18 protein-coding genes are annotated in these 18,390 nt (G+C 33.9%); 10 read left to right on the plus strand and 8 right to left on the minus strand.

Features of this window, described 5'->3' with window-relative positions:
- Positions 1 to 741 precede the first annotated feature (741 nt).
- The 9 genes from thrS to AAC069_RS12665 all read left to right on the plus strand — a co-directional run bounded on the left by thrS (position 742) and on the right by AAC069_RS12665 (position 8,607).
- Positions 742 to 2,688 (plus strand): threonine--tRNA ligase, encoded by a 1,947-nt coding sequence (gene thrS, locus AAC069_RS12625; protein WP_339920824.1) that lies wholly within the window; start codon positions 742 to 744, stop codon positions 2,686 to 2,688.
- A gap of 22 nt (positions 2,689 to 2,710) precedes the next feature.
- Positions 2,711 to 3,262 (plus strand): translation initiation factor IF-3, encoded by a 552-nt coding sequence (gene infC, locus AAC069_RS12630; RefSeq protein ID WP_073211540.1) that lies wholly within the window; start codon positions 2,711 to 2,713, stop codon positions 3,260 to 3,262.
- A 135-nt stretch (positions 3,263 to 3,397) separates the two neighbouring features.
- The gene (gene rpmI / locus AAC069_RS12635; protein ID WP_007136182.1) at positions 3,398 to 3,595 is read left to right on the plus strand and encodes a 50S ribosomal protein L35; all 198 of its coding nucleotides are present in this window, start codon (positions 3,398 to 3,400) and stop codon (positions 3,593 to 3,595) included.
- A gap of 172 nt (positions 3,596 to 3,767) precedes the next feature.
- Complete coding sequence (gene rplT, locus AAC069_RS12640) at positions 3,768 to 4,112, plus strand: 50S ribosomal protein L20 (protein WP_016990536.1); 345 nt, start codon at positions 3,768 to 3,770, stop codon at positions 4,110 to 4,112.
- Between the two features lie 153 nt (positions 4,113 to 4,265).
- Positions 4,266 to 6,002, plus strand: a complete 1,737-nt coding sequence (locus tag AAC069_RS12645) for an ATP-binding protein (RefSeq protein ID WP_339920825.1) — start codon at positions 4,266 to 4,268, stop codon at positions 6,000 to 6,002.
- 11 nt (positions 6,003 to 6,013) lie between these two features.
- Complete coding sequence (locus tag AAC069_RS12650) at positions 6,014 to 6,682, plus strand: response regulator (RefSeq protein WP_339920826.1); 669 nt, start codon at positions 6,014 to 6,016, stop codon at positions 6,680 to 6,682.
- 155 nt (positions 6,683 to 6,837) lie between these two features.
- Positions 6,838 to 7,167, plus strand: coding sequence for a hypothetical protein (locus AAC069_RS12655; RefSeq protein WP_339920827.1), 330 nt, complete (start codon positions 6,838 to 6,840; stop codon positions 7,165 to 7,167).
- Between the two features lie 132 nt (positions 7,168 to 7,299).
- On the plus strand, positions 7,300 to 7,644 hold the full coding sequence (locus AAC069_RS12660; protein ID WP_339920828.1) for a hypothetical protein: 345 nt from the start codon (positions 7,300 to 7,302) through the stop codon (positions 7,642 to 7,644).
- 159 nt (positions 7,645 to 7,803) lie between these two features.
- Complete coding sequence (locus AAC069_RS12665; RefSeq protein WP_339920829.1) at positions 7,804 to 8,607, plus strand: endonuclease/exonuclease/phosphatase family protein; 804 nt, start codon at positions 7,804 to 7,806, stop codon at positions 8,605 to 8,607.
- On the opposite strand, the gene AAC069_RS12670 is transcribed toward AAC069_RS12665, so the two are convergent.
- Positions 8,608 to 9,450, minus strand: a complete 843-nt coding sequence (locus tag AAC069_RS12670) for an isoaspartyl peptidase/L-asparaginase (RefSeq protein ID WP_339920830.1) — start codon at positions 9,448 to 9,450, stop codon at positions 8,608 to 8,610.
- A 108-nt stretch (positions 9,451 to 9,558) separates the two neighbouring features.
- Positions 9,559 to 10,422, minus strand: a complete 864-nt coding sequence (locus AAC069_RS12675) for a cyanophycinase (RefSeq protein WP_339920831.1) — start codon at positions 10,420 to 10,422, stop codon at positions 9,559 to 9,561.
- A 216-nt stretch (positions 10,423 to 10,638) separates the two neighbouring features.
- Here AAC069_RS12675 and cphA point away from each other — a divergent pair, with 216 nt between their 5' ends.
- Positions 10,639 to 13,263, plus strand: coding sequence for a cyanophycin synthetase (gene cphA / locus AAC069_RS12680; RefSeq protein WP_339920832.1), 2,625 nt, complete (start codon positions 10,639 to 10,641; stop codon positions 13,261 to 13,263).
- A gap of 49 nt (positions 13,264 to 13,312) precedes the next feature.
- Here the strand turns inward: cphA and AAC069_RS12685 are convergent, their stop codons facing one another.
- From AAC069_RS12685 to AAC069_RS12710, 6 genes are all read right to left on the minus strand, one after another.
- Entirely contained in the window at positions 13,313 to 14,224 is a 912-nt protein-coding gene (locus tag AAC069_RS12685; protein ID WP_339920833.1) for a glutaminase, read from the minus strand.
- Positions 14,225 to 14,256: 32 nt separating this feature from the next.
- The gene (locus AAC069_RS12690; protein ID WP_339920834.1) at positions 14,257 to 15,519 is read right to left on the minus strand and encodes an asparagine synthetase B; all 1,263 of its coding nucleotides are present in this window, start codon (positions 15,517 to 15,519) and stop codon (positions 14,257 to 14,259) included.
- A gap of 374 nt (positions 15,520 to 15,893) precedes the next feature.
- On the minus strand, positions 15,894 to 16,559 hold the full coding sequence (locus AAC069_RS12695; protein ID WP_339920835.1) for a response regulator transcription factor: 666 nt from the start codon (positions 16,557 to 16,559) through the stop codon (positions 15,894 to 15,896).
- A 3-nt stretch (positions 16,560 to 16,562) separates the two neighbouring features.
- Positions 16,563 to 17,354 carry a sensor histidine kinase gene (locus AAC069_RS12700; protein ID WP_339920836.1) on the minus strand — a complete coding sequence of 264 codons (792 nt, stop codon included), beginning with the start codon at positions 17,352 to 17,354 and terminating at the stop codon, positions 16,563 to 16,565.
- Between the two features lies 1 nt (position 17,355).
- A complete protein-coding gene (locus AAC069_RS12705; protein ID WP_339920837.1) occupies positions 17,356 to 18,015 on the minus strand; it encodes a hypothetical protein in 660 nt (219 codons plus the stop codon).
- On the minus strand, positions 18,015 to 18,224 hold the full coding sequence (locus tag AAC069_RS12710; RefSeq protein WP_339920838.1) for a hypothetical protein: 210 nt from the start codon (positions 18,222 to 18,224) through the stop codon (positions 18,015 to 18,017). Before AAC069_RS12710 ends, AAC069_RS12705 begins: the two co-directional genes overlap by 1 nt.
- Positions 18,225 to 18,390 lie beyond the last annotated feature (166 nt).

Here is an 18,390-nt window from a genome sequence, read left to right on the forward strand (position 1 = left end):
TTCATTTGCTTACCAGGATGTAAAGAACTTATTCGTTGTTGCGGGTGCAAAAGTACACTCTTTATATCTTTAAACAATACTTTAAATCACCTTTTCTTACTATTTTCGAAGCTTTATTTTTAAGTAGCTGGAAATCTATCATTTGAAAATATTACTTTTTGACGCTATTAGTTAAAAGTAGGAATTATCAGCATTTAACCCAAGCGCCCCGCAAGTTTTTCAATTGATAACAGACCGCAATGTCAAATTTACTACCTTTATTCAACACATAATCTCCAGTCCTACCCTCTCCACAGGAAAAAAACCGTTTGTCGATGCAGATTTAACTAGCCTACACTAGATTAACAACCTAACATAATAAATTCCAGACCAAATCGAACTGCCTAAGCCCTACCGAAGAAAAATGAGAGCTTATCCAAGTAGCTTGAAGAACACTTATCTAAGTAAATAGTTTTATAGCAAAACATATTATTATGTTTTACATTATAAAAAATACAAAACAACCAATAAAACACTACTCCCCTAGCCCCGATAGCAGTGGAAATCCTACTGAGCCAAAAATCGGCGATGTAGATTGTAGCGAATAGCGGGAAACAGCTCCTCAAATCAAACTCTCCCTTCTTTATTACAGTAGCAAACATTAAACTATTTGTTTTTACTCCTATATATAGAACAAACCTTAGCTATCTATTGTTTGTGTTTTTGTAATGGCCTATATTTGCATTCTTAAATTAACAAACAATGATTAAGATTACTTTGCCCGATGGGTCAGTTAAAGAGTTCGCTTCAGGCGTAACTCCGATGGATGTTGCTAAAAGCATTAGCGAAGGATTTGCCAGAAATGTAATTTCGGCTTCTTTTAATGGTACAACAGTGGAAACATCCACGCCTTTGACGACGGATGGCAGTCTTATATTATATACATGGAATGACGAAAATGGGAAGAAAGCTTTTTGGCATTCGACTTCACATGTCATGGCTCAGGTTCTTGAGGAAATGTATCCTGGTATCAAACTAACGCTTGGACCAGCGATTGCTAATGGTTTCTATTATGATGTAGATTTTGAAGATCACAAAATAACGGAGGCTGACTTTAAGAAAATTGAAGACCGCGTTCTTGAGATCTCAAGAGGAAAACACGAATTCAAACTTCGGCCTGTTTCTAAAACAGACGCACTAGAATTATACAAAGACAACGTTTACAAAACCGAGATGATTACCAATCTTGAGGACGGAACGATTACATTTTGTGATCATGATACCTTTACCGATTTATGCCGTGGAGGACATATCCCAAATACAGGTATCATCAAAGCAATGAAAATCATGAGCGTTGCTGGTGCTTACTGGAGAGGTGATGAAAAAAACAAACAACTAACACGCGTTTATGGGACTTCATTCCCAAAACAAAAAGAATTAACTGAGTACTTACTTTTACTTGAAGAGGCAAAACGTCGCGATCATAGAAAGCTAGGAAAGGAACTTGAATTGTTTGCTTTTTCACAAAAAGTAGGCGCAGGCCTACCATTGTGGCTACCCAAAGGAGCTGCACTAAGAGAAAGATTAGAGCAGTTCTTGAAAAAAGCACAGAAAAAAGCAGGTTATGAGCAAGTAGTAACACCTCACATAGGACACAAAGAGCTTTATGTAACTTCTGGTCATTATGCTAAATATGGAGCTGACAGCTTTCAGCCAATATCTACTCCGCATGAAGGAGAAGAATTTTTATTAAAACCGATGAACTGCCCTCATCACTGCGAAATATACAATGTAAGACCTTGGTCATATAAAGATTTACCAAAACGATATGCTGAATTTGGAACTGTTTACAGATACGAACAAAGCGGTGAACTTCATGGCTTGACACGTGTACGTGGGTTTACTCAGGATGATGCACATATCTTTTGTACTCCGGAACAATTGGATGAAGAGTTTAAAAAAGTAATTGATCTAGTTCTTTATGTATTTGGATCTTTAGGCTTTGAGAACTTTACTGCTCAAATATCTTTGAGAGATAAAGAGGACAGAGAAAAGTACATTGGAAGTGATGAAAACTGGGAAAAAGCAGAGAATGCTATTATCAATGCCGCCGCAGACAAAGGACTGACTACCGTTATCGAATATGGCGAAGCTGCATTCTATGGCCCTAAGTTAGATTTCATGGTAAAAGATGCTTTAGGAAGGCAATGGCAATTAGGTACAATTCAAGTAGATTACAACCTACCGGAACGTTTTGATTTGACTTATAAAGGATCTGATAACGAATTACATAGACCTGTCATGATCCATAGAGCTCCTTTTGGTTCAATGGAAAGGTTCATAGCGATCTTGCTGGAACATACTGCAGGAAATTTCCCACTCTGGTTAATGCCTGAACAGGCTATTATATTGTCTTTGAGTGAGAAATATGAAATATATGCGAAAAAAGTTTTAGATTTGCTAGAAAATCACGAAATTCGCGCCCTCGTAGACAACAGAAGCGAGACAATAGGTAAGAAAATTAGAGACGCTGAAATGCAAAAAATCCCGTTTATGCTGATTGTAGGCGAGGAAGAAGAGAAAAACGGTACTATTTCTATCCGTCGCCATGGACAGGAAGGAAAAGGCAACATCAGCGTTACGATAGAAGAGTTTGCTGCAATAGTAGACGAAGAAATCAAAAAGACATTAAAAGTATTTACAGTTTAACTTAAATTATAAAGTCATAGCAATAAGAAGCAACAGAGGTTATCAACCTCGCGTAGAAAAAAAGGATGCCCATAGAATAAACAATCTTATTCGTGGTGTACAAGAAGTACGTCTTGTAGGTGAAAACATTGAGCCAGGAGTTTTTAAACTTTCTGAAGCCCTAAGATTAGCGGATCAATTTGAATTAGATCTAGTTGAGATTTCGCCTAATGCGGAGCCACCGGTTTGTAAAATCATGGATTACAAGAAATTTGTTTACGAGCAAAAGAAACGTGATAAGATTCTAAAAGCGAAATCTACTCAAGTAGTCGTTAAGGAAATTCGTTTTGGTCCTCAAACAGATGAGCATGATTATGAATTTAAGAGAAAGAACGCTGAAAAGTTCTTGAAAGAGGGTGCTAAATTGAAAGCGTTTGTTTTCTTTAAAGGACGTTCAATCATTTATAAGGATCAAGGTCAAATCTTATTATTGAGATTAGCTACGGACTTAGAAGAATTTGGTAAAGTGGAAGCTATGCCAGTTCTTGAAGGGAAGAGAATGATTATGTTCATTGCTCCCAAGAAGAAAAAATAATACTCAGTTTGCAGTATCGAGTATTCAGTTGTATAACTTTGAACTTGAAACATCATACTTGAATCAAAATAAGATACTGAAGCAAATTCAGTATAAAGATAAGTAAGTAAGAATAAATTAAAACACTAGGAAAAAATGCCTAAAATGAAAACCAAATCTAGCGCCAAGAAACGTTTTAAAGTTACTGGTTCTGGAAAGATTAAAAGAAAGCATGCTTTTAAAAGTCACATCTTGACTAAAAAATCTAAAAAACGTAAATTAGCTTTGACACATTCAGCGCTAGTTCACAAATCAGATATGAAAAGCATCAAACAACAATTAAGAATTATTTAATAAAGTCTTAAAGTTGCAAAGTCAAAAGTCTTCAAGACTTTCGACATTCGACATTAAAAACTTTTGACTAAATAGTCTTTAGGTTAAAACAATTTAAAATAACCTTGGAGTATGGCCTTTAAGTTCTCTTGATTTAATTCGGGACGCCTGCTACAAAAAAAACAATAAAATTATGCCAAGATCGGTAAATTCAGTTGCAAAAAGAGCAAGAAGAAAAAAAATAATGAAGCTAGCCAAAGGATACTTTGGTAGACGTAAAAACGTTTGGACAGTAGCTAAGAATGCGGTAGAGAAAGCAATGTGCTACGCTTACCGTGATAGAAAAGTGAACAAAAGAAATTTCCGTGCTTTATGGATTCAACGTATCAACGCTGGAGCTAGATTAGAAGGAATGTCTTATTCACAATTCATGGGAAAAGTAAAAGCTAACGGAATCGAATTGAACAGAAAAGTTCTTGCAGATTTAGCGATGAACCACCCTGAAGCTTTCAAAGCTGTACTTAATAAAGTAAAATAAACGTTTTATAAACTCCATTTAGATTACTTACTTATATAAAAACCTCAATCGAAAGATTGGGGTTTTTTGTTTTTGATAAACTTCACTAACTAACTCATAAATGAATTCAAAATAGAACTTTAATTATCGAATCTAATTGAGTAAATTCGTACTATGAACACCACAAGAAGACTGTATTTCCCTATTCATATATTCGTATTGACTATACTTCTTGTGTTCCAATCCTCATGTGGTAAAAAATCAAAAAAGGACATAACCAAGACAAAAGACTTCACTGTAATAAATAAACTATTAGCAAACGGTTACAAACATTTTCAAGATGAAGAAACTGATAGCGCTTATTATTATTTCAACAAAGCAAAAAATGCCGCCGAAATAAAAAACGATACTTCAAGAATTATTAATTCCTTAAGTTGGATGGCACAAATACAAAGACATCAAGGTGACTACGTAGGGAGCGAAGCCACAGCTGTAGAGGCACTCCCTTTTATAGAAAATACCGATAAATATCCCAATGGGAAATGGAACATCTATAATCAACTTGGTAATAATTATTTATGCACATTGTACTTTGATAACGCCCTTTATTATTTCAATAAAGCATTACTTTTAAAAACTGATCCAATTGAAAAGGCAGGTATGAAAAATAATATTGCCTTAACCTATATGGCACAAAACAAATACCAAGATGCAATAAAAATTCTTTCACCTCTAACCTTAAAAAAAGATTTTATAGAGGATCCAGAAGCATACTCAAGAGTACTTGACAATTTAGGCTATTGCTATAGTCAAACAGGAAATGCAAAAGCAATTGATTACCTATATCAATCTGTAAAAATTAGAGCGCAAGAAAAGAATGAACGAGGACTAATTGGAAGTTATTATCATCTTTCCCAATTTTATAAAAAAAACAATCTGAATTTAGCCACTCATTATGCCAACTTAGGCTATGAAAAAGCAACCAAACTAAATAGTGTAGATGATCGTTTGGAATGTTTAGAACTATTAATCCAAAACAGTTCTGGAAATAAATCAAAAGAATATTCATTAATATACCTTCATATCAATGACAGCATTAATAAAATAAGGCAAAAAGCTAAAAATCAGTTTGCCAAAATCAAGTACGACTCCACTAAAGAAAAGGATGAGAATCTAAAACTGAAAACACAAAAAGCAGAAAATGCTCTTCAATTAGAATTACAAAAAAACAAAACACTATTATTATACTTTATTGTAGTAATTATAATAGCCATAGCAGGTTTTTCATATTACTATCTAATTGCAAAAAGTAAAAGAGAGAAAGTTAAAACATCTTATGACACAGAAATAAGAATCTCAAAAAAATTACATGATGAACTGGCGAATGATGTATTTCAAGCTATGGCATTTGCTGAAACACAAGACTTGTCCACTAGTCAAAATAAAGAAATACTACTTAACAACTTAGACACCATCTATTCAAGAACAAGAAACATTTCTAAAGAAAATAGCATTGTTGAAACGGGAACTTATTTTTTATCTAATTTAAAAGAAATGATATCTGGTTTTAACACAGACACAACACAAATTATAACAAACGGTTTGGATTCAGTCAATTGGCCAACCATCGAAAAAACCAAAAAAATAACTCTTTATCGGGTATTGCAGGAACTGCTGGTCAACATGAAAAAACATAGTAATAGTAGTTTGGTCGTGCTATCTTTCAATTTAAACGAAAACAAGATCCACCTCAATTACACTGACAATGGCGTTGGCGTCCCTTTTAATAAAATAAATTTAAAAAATGGGCTCAAAAATGTGGAAAACCGTATTCATGCTATAAAAGGAACCGTTACTTTTGATACTAAATCTGACAAAGGGTTTAAAGTACAAATCACTTTCCCTTCCTAATAGCTGACTTCATGTTTAAAAAAATATTAATAGCCGAAGATTTGGATAGCATCAGCATCACAGTTGAGCAAGCATTAAAAGAGCTATCCATTACAGAGATTCATCATGCCAAATATTGTGATGATGCTTTACTAAAAATAAAAAAGGCCCTTCATGATGAGGATCCGTATGACCTACTGATTAGTGATCTTTCGTTCAAAATTGACCATAGAACAAATAAACTGACTAGCGGAGACGAACTTATTGAATCTGTAAAAAAAATACAACCAGATATTAAAACCATTGTCTTTTCAATTGAAGATAAATCCTATAGAATAAAATCTCTTTTTAACGACCTAGGAATTAACGCCTATGTGCCAAAGGGCAGAGATAGCATCCCTCAACTCCAGAAGGCAATTCAAAGTATTTATTCCGAGGATGAGAAAACCCTATCTGAAGAATGGTCTCATGTTTTGAGAGATAAGTCATTGCTAGAAATCGAAGCATATGACATCACTTTATTAAAACTATTATCGAAAGGGTTTATCATAGACGAAATTTCTTTATCACTTAAAAACTCTGGCATAGTACCAAATGGCAGCAGCAGTATTGAGAAACGAATCAACAAACTTAAAATTTACTTTAAAGCTAATAACAATGTGCACCTTATCTCGATATCAAAAGACTTGGGATTAGTATAAAATTACCCTCCGATTTAATCCAAATAGAAAAGCTAAATCATTTAAGTTCATAATCTTATTTTATACAATTTACCTATTAATTTTCTGCTTTACGGTTTCCCGTAAGGTTATCTCTTGTATTGCAATTAAATTTGTATTGACTTAAAATTCACGGAATGTTTCATTTAAATAATCAAATCATGCAAATTCATAATGAAGAAGAAATACTGGATATTACCATAAAAAGCAATGAAGATTTCATTGATAACAAATGGGGTAAACAACTTGCTGATTATAAGAATTATGTAAAGGAATACATTAAACATTATAAAAAAGCGCAGAAAGGAAATGAAGTATCACGAGCACTATATCCGTATATGAGAGTAAAATGGGAAGCGTTAAATGATCGGCTTAATACGGCAAGCAACAGAAATATTCTCACAGAAAAGCAAATCAAAAAGATAACTAAAATTAAAGCAAAAATAATTAACACCTGCGCCGAATAATATCAATCTATATAAAAGATAGTTAATACATTAGGCGCAACCTATTACTTCAAATCGAAGAAAAATTAGCCCGCAATGAGGTTTACCGTAAAGAAATCCATTTATCTCATTGTACTTTTGAAAAAAAACAAGATGACCAGTATAAGTAACATACAAATATCCTTTTATTGCTTATTTCTAGTCTTGGGCTCTTGTAAAAACCCCATCAAATCGCCACAAACAATCAATCATTCCACTTTTGAAGTTAAGAAAGAAATAGAACCTTCAGAACTTGGTAAATACGCGCAACAAGTAACAGGTACTGATGAAAACGGAAACAACGTTCATGGAAACATAAATATTGAAGGAAAAATTGGTCTTGGTACCCTTGTCAAGAAAGATGCTGAAAACATTGAAATTGTCGTGGAATGGAACGGAATAAACAGATTATTGGCCACGGATGCAGAAGGTTATCAATACAACCTAAAACTCAAGTAATTTTTACTCATCCAATAAGTATTTAGCTCAGTGTTATTGACATCTTCTATTTCAGCTATACCTGCTTCTTTTTTCCATTATAAATAAAGGTTTAACAGCAATTGTTTTAAAATAAATGACTAGGTTGCAGCCAATTCAATCTTAGTTTTTCCCAAATAAATGAAACGCATTCTCTTAGTATTCCTACTTCTTTTTTACACTTTACTTTACTCCCAAACCAAATTACTCTCCTGGAATATTGAAAATTTAGGACAATCAAAATCTCAACTAGAAATTGCCGATATAGCTCAGACAGTGCGAGATTATGATGTAATTGCAATCCAAGAAGTAGTAGCGGGTTATGGCGGTGCCCAAGCCGTTGCAAAACTGGCAGACGAACTGAACCGTAAGGGTACCAAATGGAATTATATAATTAGTGATCCTACAAGTAGTAGTGCCTATAAAACGGAGCGTTATGCTTATATGTGGAAAACCGCAAAACTTAAATTAATTGGCACCGCATGGTTAGAAAAAAAATACCATTTAGAAATTGATAGGGAGCCTTATTTGGCCACATTCGAATATCAGGAAAAACAATTTACCGTTGTGAATTTTCATGCTATAACAAAAAAAATGCAGCCAGAAACCGAAATAAAATATTTTAAGTACCTGCCTGATGAATACCCTACTCTAAACTTAATATTTGTTGGCGACTTTAATTGTCCGCAATCACATACGGTTTTTAATCCTTTGAGAAAAATGGGATATCAACCTATATTGGTTGGTCAAAAGACATCTTTAAAACAAAAATGTAAGAATAACAACTGCCTTGCTTCTGAATTTGACAATATGTATTACAAAACCTCCAAGATTAAAAGTACAAACTCAGGGGTTATTTCTTTTTATAAAAACTTCAACTCGCTGAAAGAAGCGAGGAAAATATCAGACCATATCCCTATCTGGTTTGAATTTTTGCTAAATTAATTATTCGAACACTTCAAATGTATCGCCGTCGAAACTTGCAAAAACCATAGACGGATGAGAATCCTGGTGGTAGACATTCCCCTTATTATCAATAGCTATCGCACCGGCAAAGCCATCATACGGCTTTAGTTCGTTAAAGGTTTTAGCAAAAGCTTCTTCTAAAGAAAAACCATCAGTAACACGGGTTACGATTTTAGTAGCTGTGGCATTACTCATGATGTCCTCACCTACTCCTGTTAGACTCACTCCACAGAAAGCATTAGCATAATTCCCCGCGACAGTTGCAGAATCAGAGATTCTACCGGGAACTTCAAATCCTTTACCTCCGGTAGAAGTGGCAACTGCTATTTTTCCATATTGGTCAAAAGCAACACAACCTACGGTTCCTGTACCTAATGATTTTACTTTTTCTTCATGCTCTGCACGACGTTGTGGAATTTCGGTTGAAAATGCTTCAAAACCATTTTTCCTTGCAAATTTTGTCGCACCACTCCCACCTAAAACGCGATCGTCGTATCCCATTAATATTTGGGCAACTTGAACTGGATTTTTTACTTCTTCGATATTAATAACACCGCTCATCTTTTGGGTTTCCCCATCCATTATTGCAGCACTCATCCTGATTTTTCCGTCACTTTGTATTTGGGACCCAATGCCTGCATTAAACAATTCATTGTCTTCTAAAAGTGAAACTGCAAAAACAACTGTTTCCAAAGCTGAGTGCGACTTTAGATAATCATACGAATCTTTAACTATTTGTTCTAAAGCGCCTTGTTTGGCTATTTTTGTCTCATTACTTGTTGAAGATTCAGAGAAAAAACCACCGTGTATAATTAGTTTCATTAATTTTTGATTTCAGATTGTAAATTCAGTAGTGTGACATAGCTATTTTATAAACATAACATCAGCATTGTGCTGGCATTCGTCCGCCCTCAACTTACATTAGTTATATTATGAAGTATGAATTTGCATTTTATGTGTACCAATGTTATAAGTATCATTCATACTCATCACGTGAACCACCAAATTATTTATCGAAATAGGTTGTCCCAATTCTACCTGAGTCAGATTCGTATCTTTTATATCGCGTCCATCAACTAAAATAACTAATCCGGAACCAATCGCTTCCATCTCGTTATTATTCGTTATTAACAAACCTGTATCTTCTCCCAATCCAATTCCAAGAACTCTTGGATTACTGACTACAGTTTGAAACAAGCGACCTATTCTACCCCTTCTTACGAAGTGGGTATCAATAACAACTCCATCGATTAAACCGAGTCCGCTTGTGATTTTCACTTCACCTTTCAATAAAGCTTCTGAGCTACTTCCTTGATAGATCATACTGTTAGAAGCTGCTGCTGCTCCAGCAGATGTTCCAGCATAAACAAACTCCTCGTTATGGTATTTATCCAATAAGATATCATGAAATGGTGTTCCTCCAAGAATTGAAGTCAAACGCAATTGATCTCCTCCCGTAAATATTACAATATCGGCTGCTTTTAAGCGTGTCAAAACAGCAGGATCTGCCGCTTCTTCTCGTTTCTCAATATAAAGAACGTCTATGTTCTTCGCATCTAAATAAGAAAAAGCTTTTACATATTCAGGACCAATTTCTTTTGGAATATTTGATGCCGTAGTAACGACCTCAATACGTGAATTCTCTTTATGTTTTGATTCGCTGATTATTCTTTTAAGAATTCCAGTTTCAAAAAAATTTAAATTACTGGCGCTATTTTTATCTAAATCGGTTTCAGTAAAACTTCCTTTGTCTACTGCACCTCCTATTATTATCAATTTTCCTATTATATTCATGCGGCAAAAATAAACAAAATAAAAAAAGGAGCTATTGAACTAGTCTGTTTATTTTTAAAATTATAAACGCACTACAACTGTTAATTAACAGTACATAAATTTTGTTTCATATTTAAAAACCATTATATTGGTAGCAATATATTCTTTAATAGAAACAAGATAGAATAGAGTTTACTAAAAGTAATTTGTTTCAACTAAAATAACCCTTCCATTTTTATGAAAATAATAAAAGTACAAGCACTTCGTGGACCAAATATTTGGAGCATCCAAAGAAAAAAATTAATCCAAATGCGATTGGATTTGGAGGAAATGGAACAGTTTCCAACAAATAAGATAGAAGGATTTAAAGAAAGAATAGAAGCAATGTTTCCTACAATGATTGAACATCGTTGTTCGGAAGGTTGTCGAGGCGGTTTTTTTTCCAGAGTGGAACGTGGTACTTGGATGGGGCATGTAATTGAACATATCGCACTTGAAATACAAACATTAGCCGGTATGGAGACTGGATTTGGAAGAACTCGTGAAACCAAAACCCTTGGGACTTATAATGTTGTTTTCAGCTACACAGAAGAGAATGTCGGACTTTTTGCTGCAGAATCTGCTGTTGCAATTGCTGAAGCATTAATCGCGGGAACTGAATATGACCTAGAAAGTGACTTACAAAAAATGCGAGAAATCAGGGAACGTGTTCGTTTAGGACCAAGTACTGGAAGTATCGTGGAAGAAGCCGTTTCGAGAAATATCCCCTGGATAAGATTAGGAACTAATTCATTAGTACAATTGGGTCATGGGATAAACCAAATGCGTTTTCAAGCGACCATCACTTGCAAGACTAGTAGTATAGCTGTAGATATGGCTTGCAACAAAGAACTGACAAAAAAAATGCTCGATATGGCTTCTATTCCTGTAGCCAGCGGAAGTATTTGTGTAGATGAAGAAGATTTGGCAGAGACCATAAATAAAATTGGCTACCCTATTGTCCTTAAACCGCTTGATGGAAACCATGGTAAAGGGGCTTCAATCAATGTTACTAATTGGGAAGATGCTGTTTCTGGTTTGGCTTTCGCCAAAGGATACAGCAAGCGTATTATCGTTGAAAAATTCATTACTGGTTTTGATTTTAGAATCTTAGTAATTGACAATAAATTAGTAGCTGCAGCAAAACGAGTACCTGCTCACGTAATAGGAAATAGTAAAAATTCAATCCAAGAATTGATTGACGTTGAAAACCTAGATCCAAGAAGAGGTTATGGACATGAAAATGTTTTAACACAGATTGATGTTGACAGAGATACCGAAGACCTACTTGAAAAACTAAACTATACTTTAGAAACAATTCCAAGATCAGGTGAGATTGTGTTTTTGAAATCTACCGCTAACCTAAGTACAGGTGGCACCTCTGTAGATGTAACAGATATGATGCATCCAGAAAACATATTTCTAGCCGAAAGAATTTCAAGAGTAATTGGATTAGACATTTGTGGTGTGGATATTATGGCCGAGAATTTAACGCAACCTTTGAAAGAGAATGGTGGTGTTATTCTTGAAGTAAATGCAGCCCCAGGTTTTAGAATGCATCTTGCGCCTTCTGAAGGTCTACCTAGAAATGTAGCAGCTCCTGTTATTGATATGCTCTATCCTCCAGGAAAATCATGCCGAATTCCAATTATCGCTGTAACCGGTACTAATGGTAAAACAACCACTACACGATTACTAGCACATATTGTAAAAAACAATGGCTACAAAGTAGGTTTCACTACTTCTGATGGAATTTATATTCAAAATCACATGATGGAAAAAGGAGACACTACTGGACCTTTAAGTGCACAATATGTATTAAGAGATCCTACCGTTGAGTTTGCCGTTTTAGAAACTGCTAGAGGAGGAATATTGCGTTCTGGTCTAGGTTTCAGTATTTGTGATATTGGGATTATAACCAATATTCAAGAAGACCATTTGGGAATAAGTGATATACACTCTTTGGATGATTTGGCAAGAGTTAAAGCTACTGTTGTAAAAAGCATCAAGAAAGACGGTTGGGCAATTTTGAATGGAGATGATGAACATTGTATAAAATTAGGTGCTGATTTGAACTGTAATGTGGCTTACTTCAGTTTAGATGAAGAAAATCCGTTCATCAAGAAATTAAGCGCTGAAGGAAAAACAGTTGCCGTCTACGAGAATGGTTTTATCACTGTCAAAAAAGGAGAGTGGAAAATCAGAATCGAACGTGCCACTCATGTTCCTTTAACACTTGGTGGGAAGGCTAAATTCATGATTGCAAATGTTCTTGCAGCAACCTTAGCCAGTTATTTATGGGGATTCAAAACGGAAGATATTAGTTTGTCATTACAGACTTTTATTCCTAGTGCTGCTCAAACCCCAGGACGTATGAATATTTTTGAATTCAAAAAATTCAAAGTCTTGATTGATTTTGCTCATAATGCTTCTGGATACAAAGGTGTTGAAGAGTACTTACAAAGTGTAGACGCTACCAAAAAAATTGGAATTATTGCGGGTGTTGGAGATCGTCGTGATGAAGACATTCGAGAATGTGCTACTATTGCAGCCAGAATGTTTGATCATATCATCATTCGACAAGAAAAATATTTGAGAGGAAGAACTGAAAATGAAATAATTGATCTAATATTAGAAGGAATTTCTGCTTCAGGTAAAAATGTGACTTACGAAATCATCCCAAAAGAAACAGAAGCTATCAGACATGCCATCAATTGTGCTGAAGAAGGAAGTTTTATTACTGCCTTAAGCGATGTAGTTACTAATGCTATCGAAATTGTACAAGAATATTTGGACAAAGAAAATGAATATGGTAGCGTTTAATTTTTTTATATAAACACAAAAGCTACTGGAAACAGTAGCTTTTTTTTTGCTAAAAAATCGACATTCCAGTCTTATTAGTGAGTAGTTCCAAGGCATGCATTCCCAATTCTGAATTACCTTTCATATTTAATTTAGGAGACCATGTAGCTACCACAAAAACTTTTGGAAATAACGCGACAATACCACCGCCAATTCCACTTTTACCTGGCAATCCTACTTTATACGTAAACTCACCTGACTCATCATAAAATCCGCAGGTCTGCATCAAAGCATTTAATCTTTTTACTTGACTCTGTGTCAAAATTTGTTTTCCTTCTTTAGTTTTCCCTTCATTGGCAAAAAAGTAAAAAGAATGTGCCAGTTCATTGCAAGTCATTTCAATCGAACATTGATGAAAATAGAAATCCAAAACAACGTCAACATCATTTTCAATATTTCCAAATGACTTTAAGAAATTAGCCAAAGCGGCATTTCTAAAACGGGTGTCTTTCTCCGATTGGGCTACATCCAAATTATATTCAATTGTTGGACTTCCAGAAATCAACCTTATATAGGCTAGAAAATCATCTTTGGGATTTTTTAAACAGGAAACTAACATATCAGCTATGACAATTGCTCCCGCATTAATAAATGGATTTCTCGGGATACCTTTTTCATGTTCTAATTGAACCAAAGAATTAAAAGCAGTTCCTGAAGGTTCAACACCCACTCTTTCCCATATTTTTTCATCTAAAAAAGAAAAGGCCAAAGCCACAGTTAATGCTTTTGAAATACTCTGAATAGAAAATTTTTCATTGCTGTCTCCAATGCCAAAATCGCCTCCTTCGATTGTAGTCAAATGAATCCCAAACTTATTTGGGCTCACCTTAGCTAATTCCGGTATGGTTAAAGTCACATTTCCTTTAGTGGGAAACCCATTTGACTCTTGTTGTATCTCTTGTAAAATTGATGCGTAATCCATAATGTAATACTAGTTTTAGAAAGCGGTCAAAGTTAGGTCTTTTGTTTTTTCTTTCTGGCAGCAGGAAACAATACATTATTTAAAATTAAGCGGTATCCCGGAGAATTAGGGTGTAAATCCAAAACTGTTGGTGCTTCCCCCACCTGATGCTGAAAATCTTCTGGATCATGCCCGCCATAAAAGGTAAACATTCCCTTTCCTTTTTCACCATGAATGTAACGCGCTTCCCCATTCAATTCACAACTACCCATAATTAAAACATTTGATTTAATCAGCGCAGCATCAAAAGAAGTAGTCTGTCCCATAAAACCCTTTACAAGTTGGGTATGATTTTGACACAGCATACTTGGAATAGGATCCCATTTAGCGGAAAACTCCATTAAGGTAAAATAATCTTTATCCATTGGAATACGCCGTTTCTCCGTCATATCAATATCTGAAAATTCATATTTATCCGGTTTTCTTTCTAAAATAAAATCTTTAAAAGCAAAAGTATTCCCATAATTCATGCTAGACTGATAATTGGCATCACTTGGGTCTCCATCAAACATCGGTTCACAAATATCTACTCCATCAGCTGCCAAAGCAATATCAAAACTGTCTGTAGCGGAACACATAGCAAACATGAACCCTCCTCCAACAACAAAATTTCTTATTTTTTTTGCTACAGCTCCTTTTTCCTCTGAAACTTTTGCAAAACCTAATTTGGATGCTAACTCCTCTGCCTCTTTCTTATCCTCAATATACCAAGGTACATTTCTGTAGGCGCCAAAAAACTTCCCGTATTGTCCCGTAAAATCTTCATGATGTAAATGCAACCAGTCATAAAGCACTAATTGGTCGCTTAGGACTTCTTCATCGTATATGGGTGTAAATGGAATTTCGGCATAGGTTAAAACGAGTGTTACGGCATCATCCCAAAGTTGTTTTCCTTTAGGTGTATAAACGGCAATTCTAGGTGCTTTCTCGAGGATCACCGTTTCCATGTTTTGAGATGGGCTCGATATTTCATCTAAAATCCTCGCTTCTTCACTGTCTGAAAGAACTTCAAAACTCACCCCTCTAATTTGGCATTCCTTACGAATTTCTGGAGCATCAGGCAATAGAAAAGAACCACCACGGTAGTTGAGTAACCAACTGGCTTTAAACTTTTTTTCTAAACACCAAAAAGTAATTCCATACGCTTTCAGGTGGTTTTGTTGCGTATTTTCGTCCATCGGCAACAAAATAAAAGATGCTTTTGCTGCAATCGACACTAGAAAAACTAAAACAAAAAATACTCTTTTAGAAATCATTATATAAGATTTTAAATCAAAGATAGAAAAGGAAAAGTTTTATACTGCTCAAATTTCACTTTTTAAATCAATTCAGTTATAACATTATTGATTACAAGAAATTGCTTAAAACAAAGTGTAGAATACAAATAATTAAAAAACAGGTAAAACTACCTATAGTCAACCTAATTACAATTCTTAAATTTGAACTGTTACTTTATATTAATATAAACAGATAAAAAAATGGTTATGAACTTCATTGATAATAACAAGCCGTCTGATCGATCCAGTATCTTCAGAAAACTAGGAATAGGAGTTTTAGTAATCCTTATTCTATCTTTCTATATTTTATCTTTCCTATTCCTTAGTTTATAATTTACCTCTATTAAAACGGGTTAAATAGTTATCGAAGCAATTTCATTTTGAATCGCAAAGACTACTAATCCTGCAATATTTCTAGATTCTGTTTTAAGCAATAAATTATTCCTATGCCCTTCAACTGTCCTTGGACTTATAAACAGTTTCTCTCCAATTTCTATTGTTGTTTTTTGATCGCATATCAGTTGCAACACTTCTAATTCTCTAGAAGTAAGAAAGCCACTATCTAATTTACTTTTGTTATTCTTAGACGTCAACACAGTATCCTGAATAATTTTCATTACCGTATCATTATAATAGAACCCTTTATTCGCCACTTCTTGAATCGTTCTTAACAACTCCTGTGGAGTCGCATTTTTTACGATATAAGAAACGGCACCAATATCTATCATATTAGCAACAAAAGATTTCGAATCATAACTAGTCAAAGCAATAATTTTAATTTGAGGAAAATCTTTATGAATAATTTTTGTTGCTTCAACACCATTCAACAAAGGCATTTTTAAATCTGTTATAATAATATCAGGCAACTGACTACTTTCTTTTAAAAAGGAAATCAGCTCTAATCCATTTGAAGCCTCGTGAATAATTTCTATGTTTTCTTCTCTACCTAATAAAAAGGAAATTCCTTTTCTAAAAAGAACTTCATCATCTACTAAGACAATTTTTATGGTGTCATTCATATTCTAAAAATTTAATAGTACACTAATTCCTTTGCCAATCTTAGAATCAACGGTCAGAGTAGCATTTAAAAAATCAACTCTGCTCCCAATATTTTTCATTCCCAGACCATTTTGGTTCTTTTTGTCTTTTATATCAAAACCTACTCCATTATCTGTGTATCTAAAATATCTCCCCACTTCATTCTCCCCAAATGAAAGCGTAATTTCAGACGCTTTACCATGACGCACGGAATTATTCATTAATTCCTGTAATATTCTAAACACATGAAGGTCCTTCTCTTTATCAGCATCATCAAACTCCAGATTATTTTGATAATCGACTCGTACTGCTTTACTACTGTTAAACTCAGAGCAGAGTTCTTCAATTCCTGCATGAAGGCCAAATTTATCGAATACCGGAGGTAATAAATCATGAGCAATTCTTCTTGTGTTTTCTAAAGCTTTGGCGGTAAGTTCAATTATATTGCCAGTAATTTCAAGCGTCTCTTTTGCCGTTAAATTAGGTGTCTTTAGCAAGTGACTGTTTAAGGAAACAATATTAAGTTTCGAACTGATGTCATCGTGTAAATCCTGTGCAATCCTTTTGCGTTCTTCTTCTTGGGTGATAATTACGGCGCGCAATTGTTCTTTTTGATGCTGAATTTCTAAATCTTTCTTCTCAAATTCTTTTTGGAGAATCTTCTTTCGAGAATAATAGAAAAACAAAATCAATACGACTGCTAGGATTATAAAAAAGACAGAAGTGTACAATATTATTGTAACGATTTCTCTCTCATAAACTGGATTCATTTTCATCTTAATTATTGTTTTTTTTCAATTGGATTGGTTTTTTATAAAAACTTTTATACCATTCAAACATAATAAATAATTGATAAATAACATATAAAAACGAGTTAGTCACCCAAGTAATTTTATTCCAATTTCCGCTCATATTAACGATGAAATTCCCAACTAAAAACAAAATTGTACTACCAAATAAGTAAAATAAAATTCCCATATTGATATAATAGAATTCCTTCTTATCAGTTAGCATATTATAAAAATGAAAAACTCCATATACAATCAATAAGAAAGAGGTAATAAATATTTCGAATAAATTAAAACTAAAAAACAAATTGGGTTCAAGACCATACTGAATTCCTAAAATAACGACGCAACATACATAACCGATATTAATAATTTTCTTTTGTAAATGATTTTTAAAAAGTGATTTATAAAACAGGCTTAGAAGTATAAATTGGCCAACGAAATAAAAATGAGATAAAAATAGGTTATAAATTCTCAAGGAGGATAAATAAGCAGAAACCAGTTGGATAACCAAAATGACTAACAGATAAACCATAAAGATTTTATTGGCTTTGCCATGAGTACCTAATCGAATACTAAACAATACTAAATTTACAAATAAAAGAAAATAACCAATATTTGCTATTAAATGCCAAATGTAGCTCATCATTATAATTGTATTGGACTATTAGTATTACAAACTAAAGACCAAGACTGCATAAATTCATAAAAATCATCCTCCGCAACATTGAGCTTTCTATTATGCACTTGCTTTTTCTCCCAACGTTTAGCCCATTTTTGAACCTTTTTTAAAGGAATAGCATTGATTAATACTCCAATTTCAATAGTTCCTTTATTGGGTTCTGTTTCTTTTGACATTTTAGTTTTATTAAATCCTTAGAATCTTGGCGTTAATTTAAAAGCATCCGCTAAATTAGTGTAATTTATAATTTTAACACCTAAAACACTACTTTTTATACTATTAAAAACAGCTTAAAATTACTAGTTTTAAAATATCAAAAATAATTTTAAATTAAAACAACAG

It is taken from the genome of uncultured Flavobacterium sp. (assembly GCF_963974175.1).
Lineage (GTDB): Bacteria > Bacteroidota > Bacteroidia > Flavobacteriales > Flavobacteriaceae > Flavobacterium.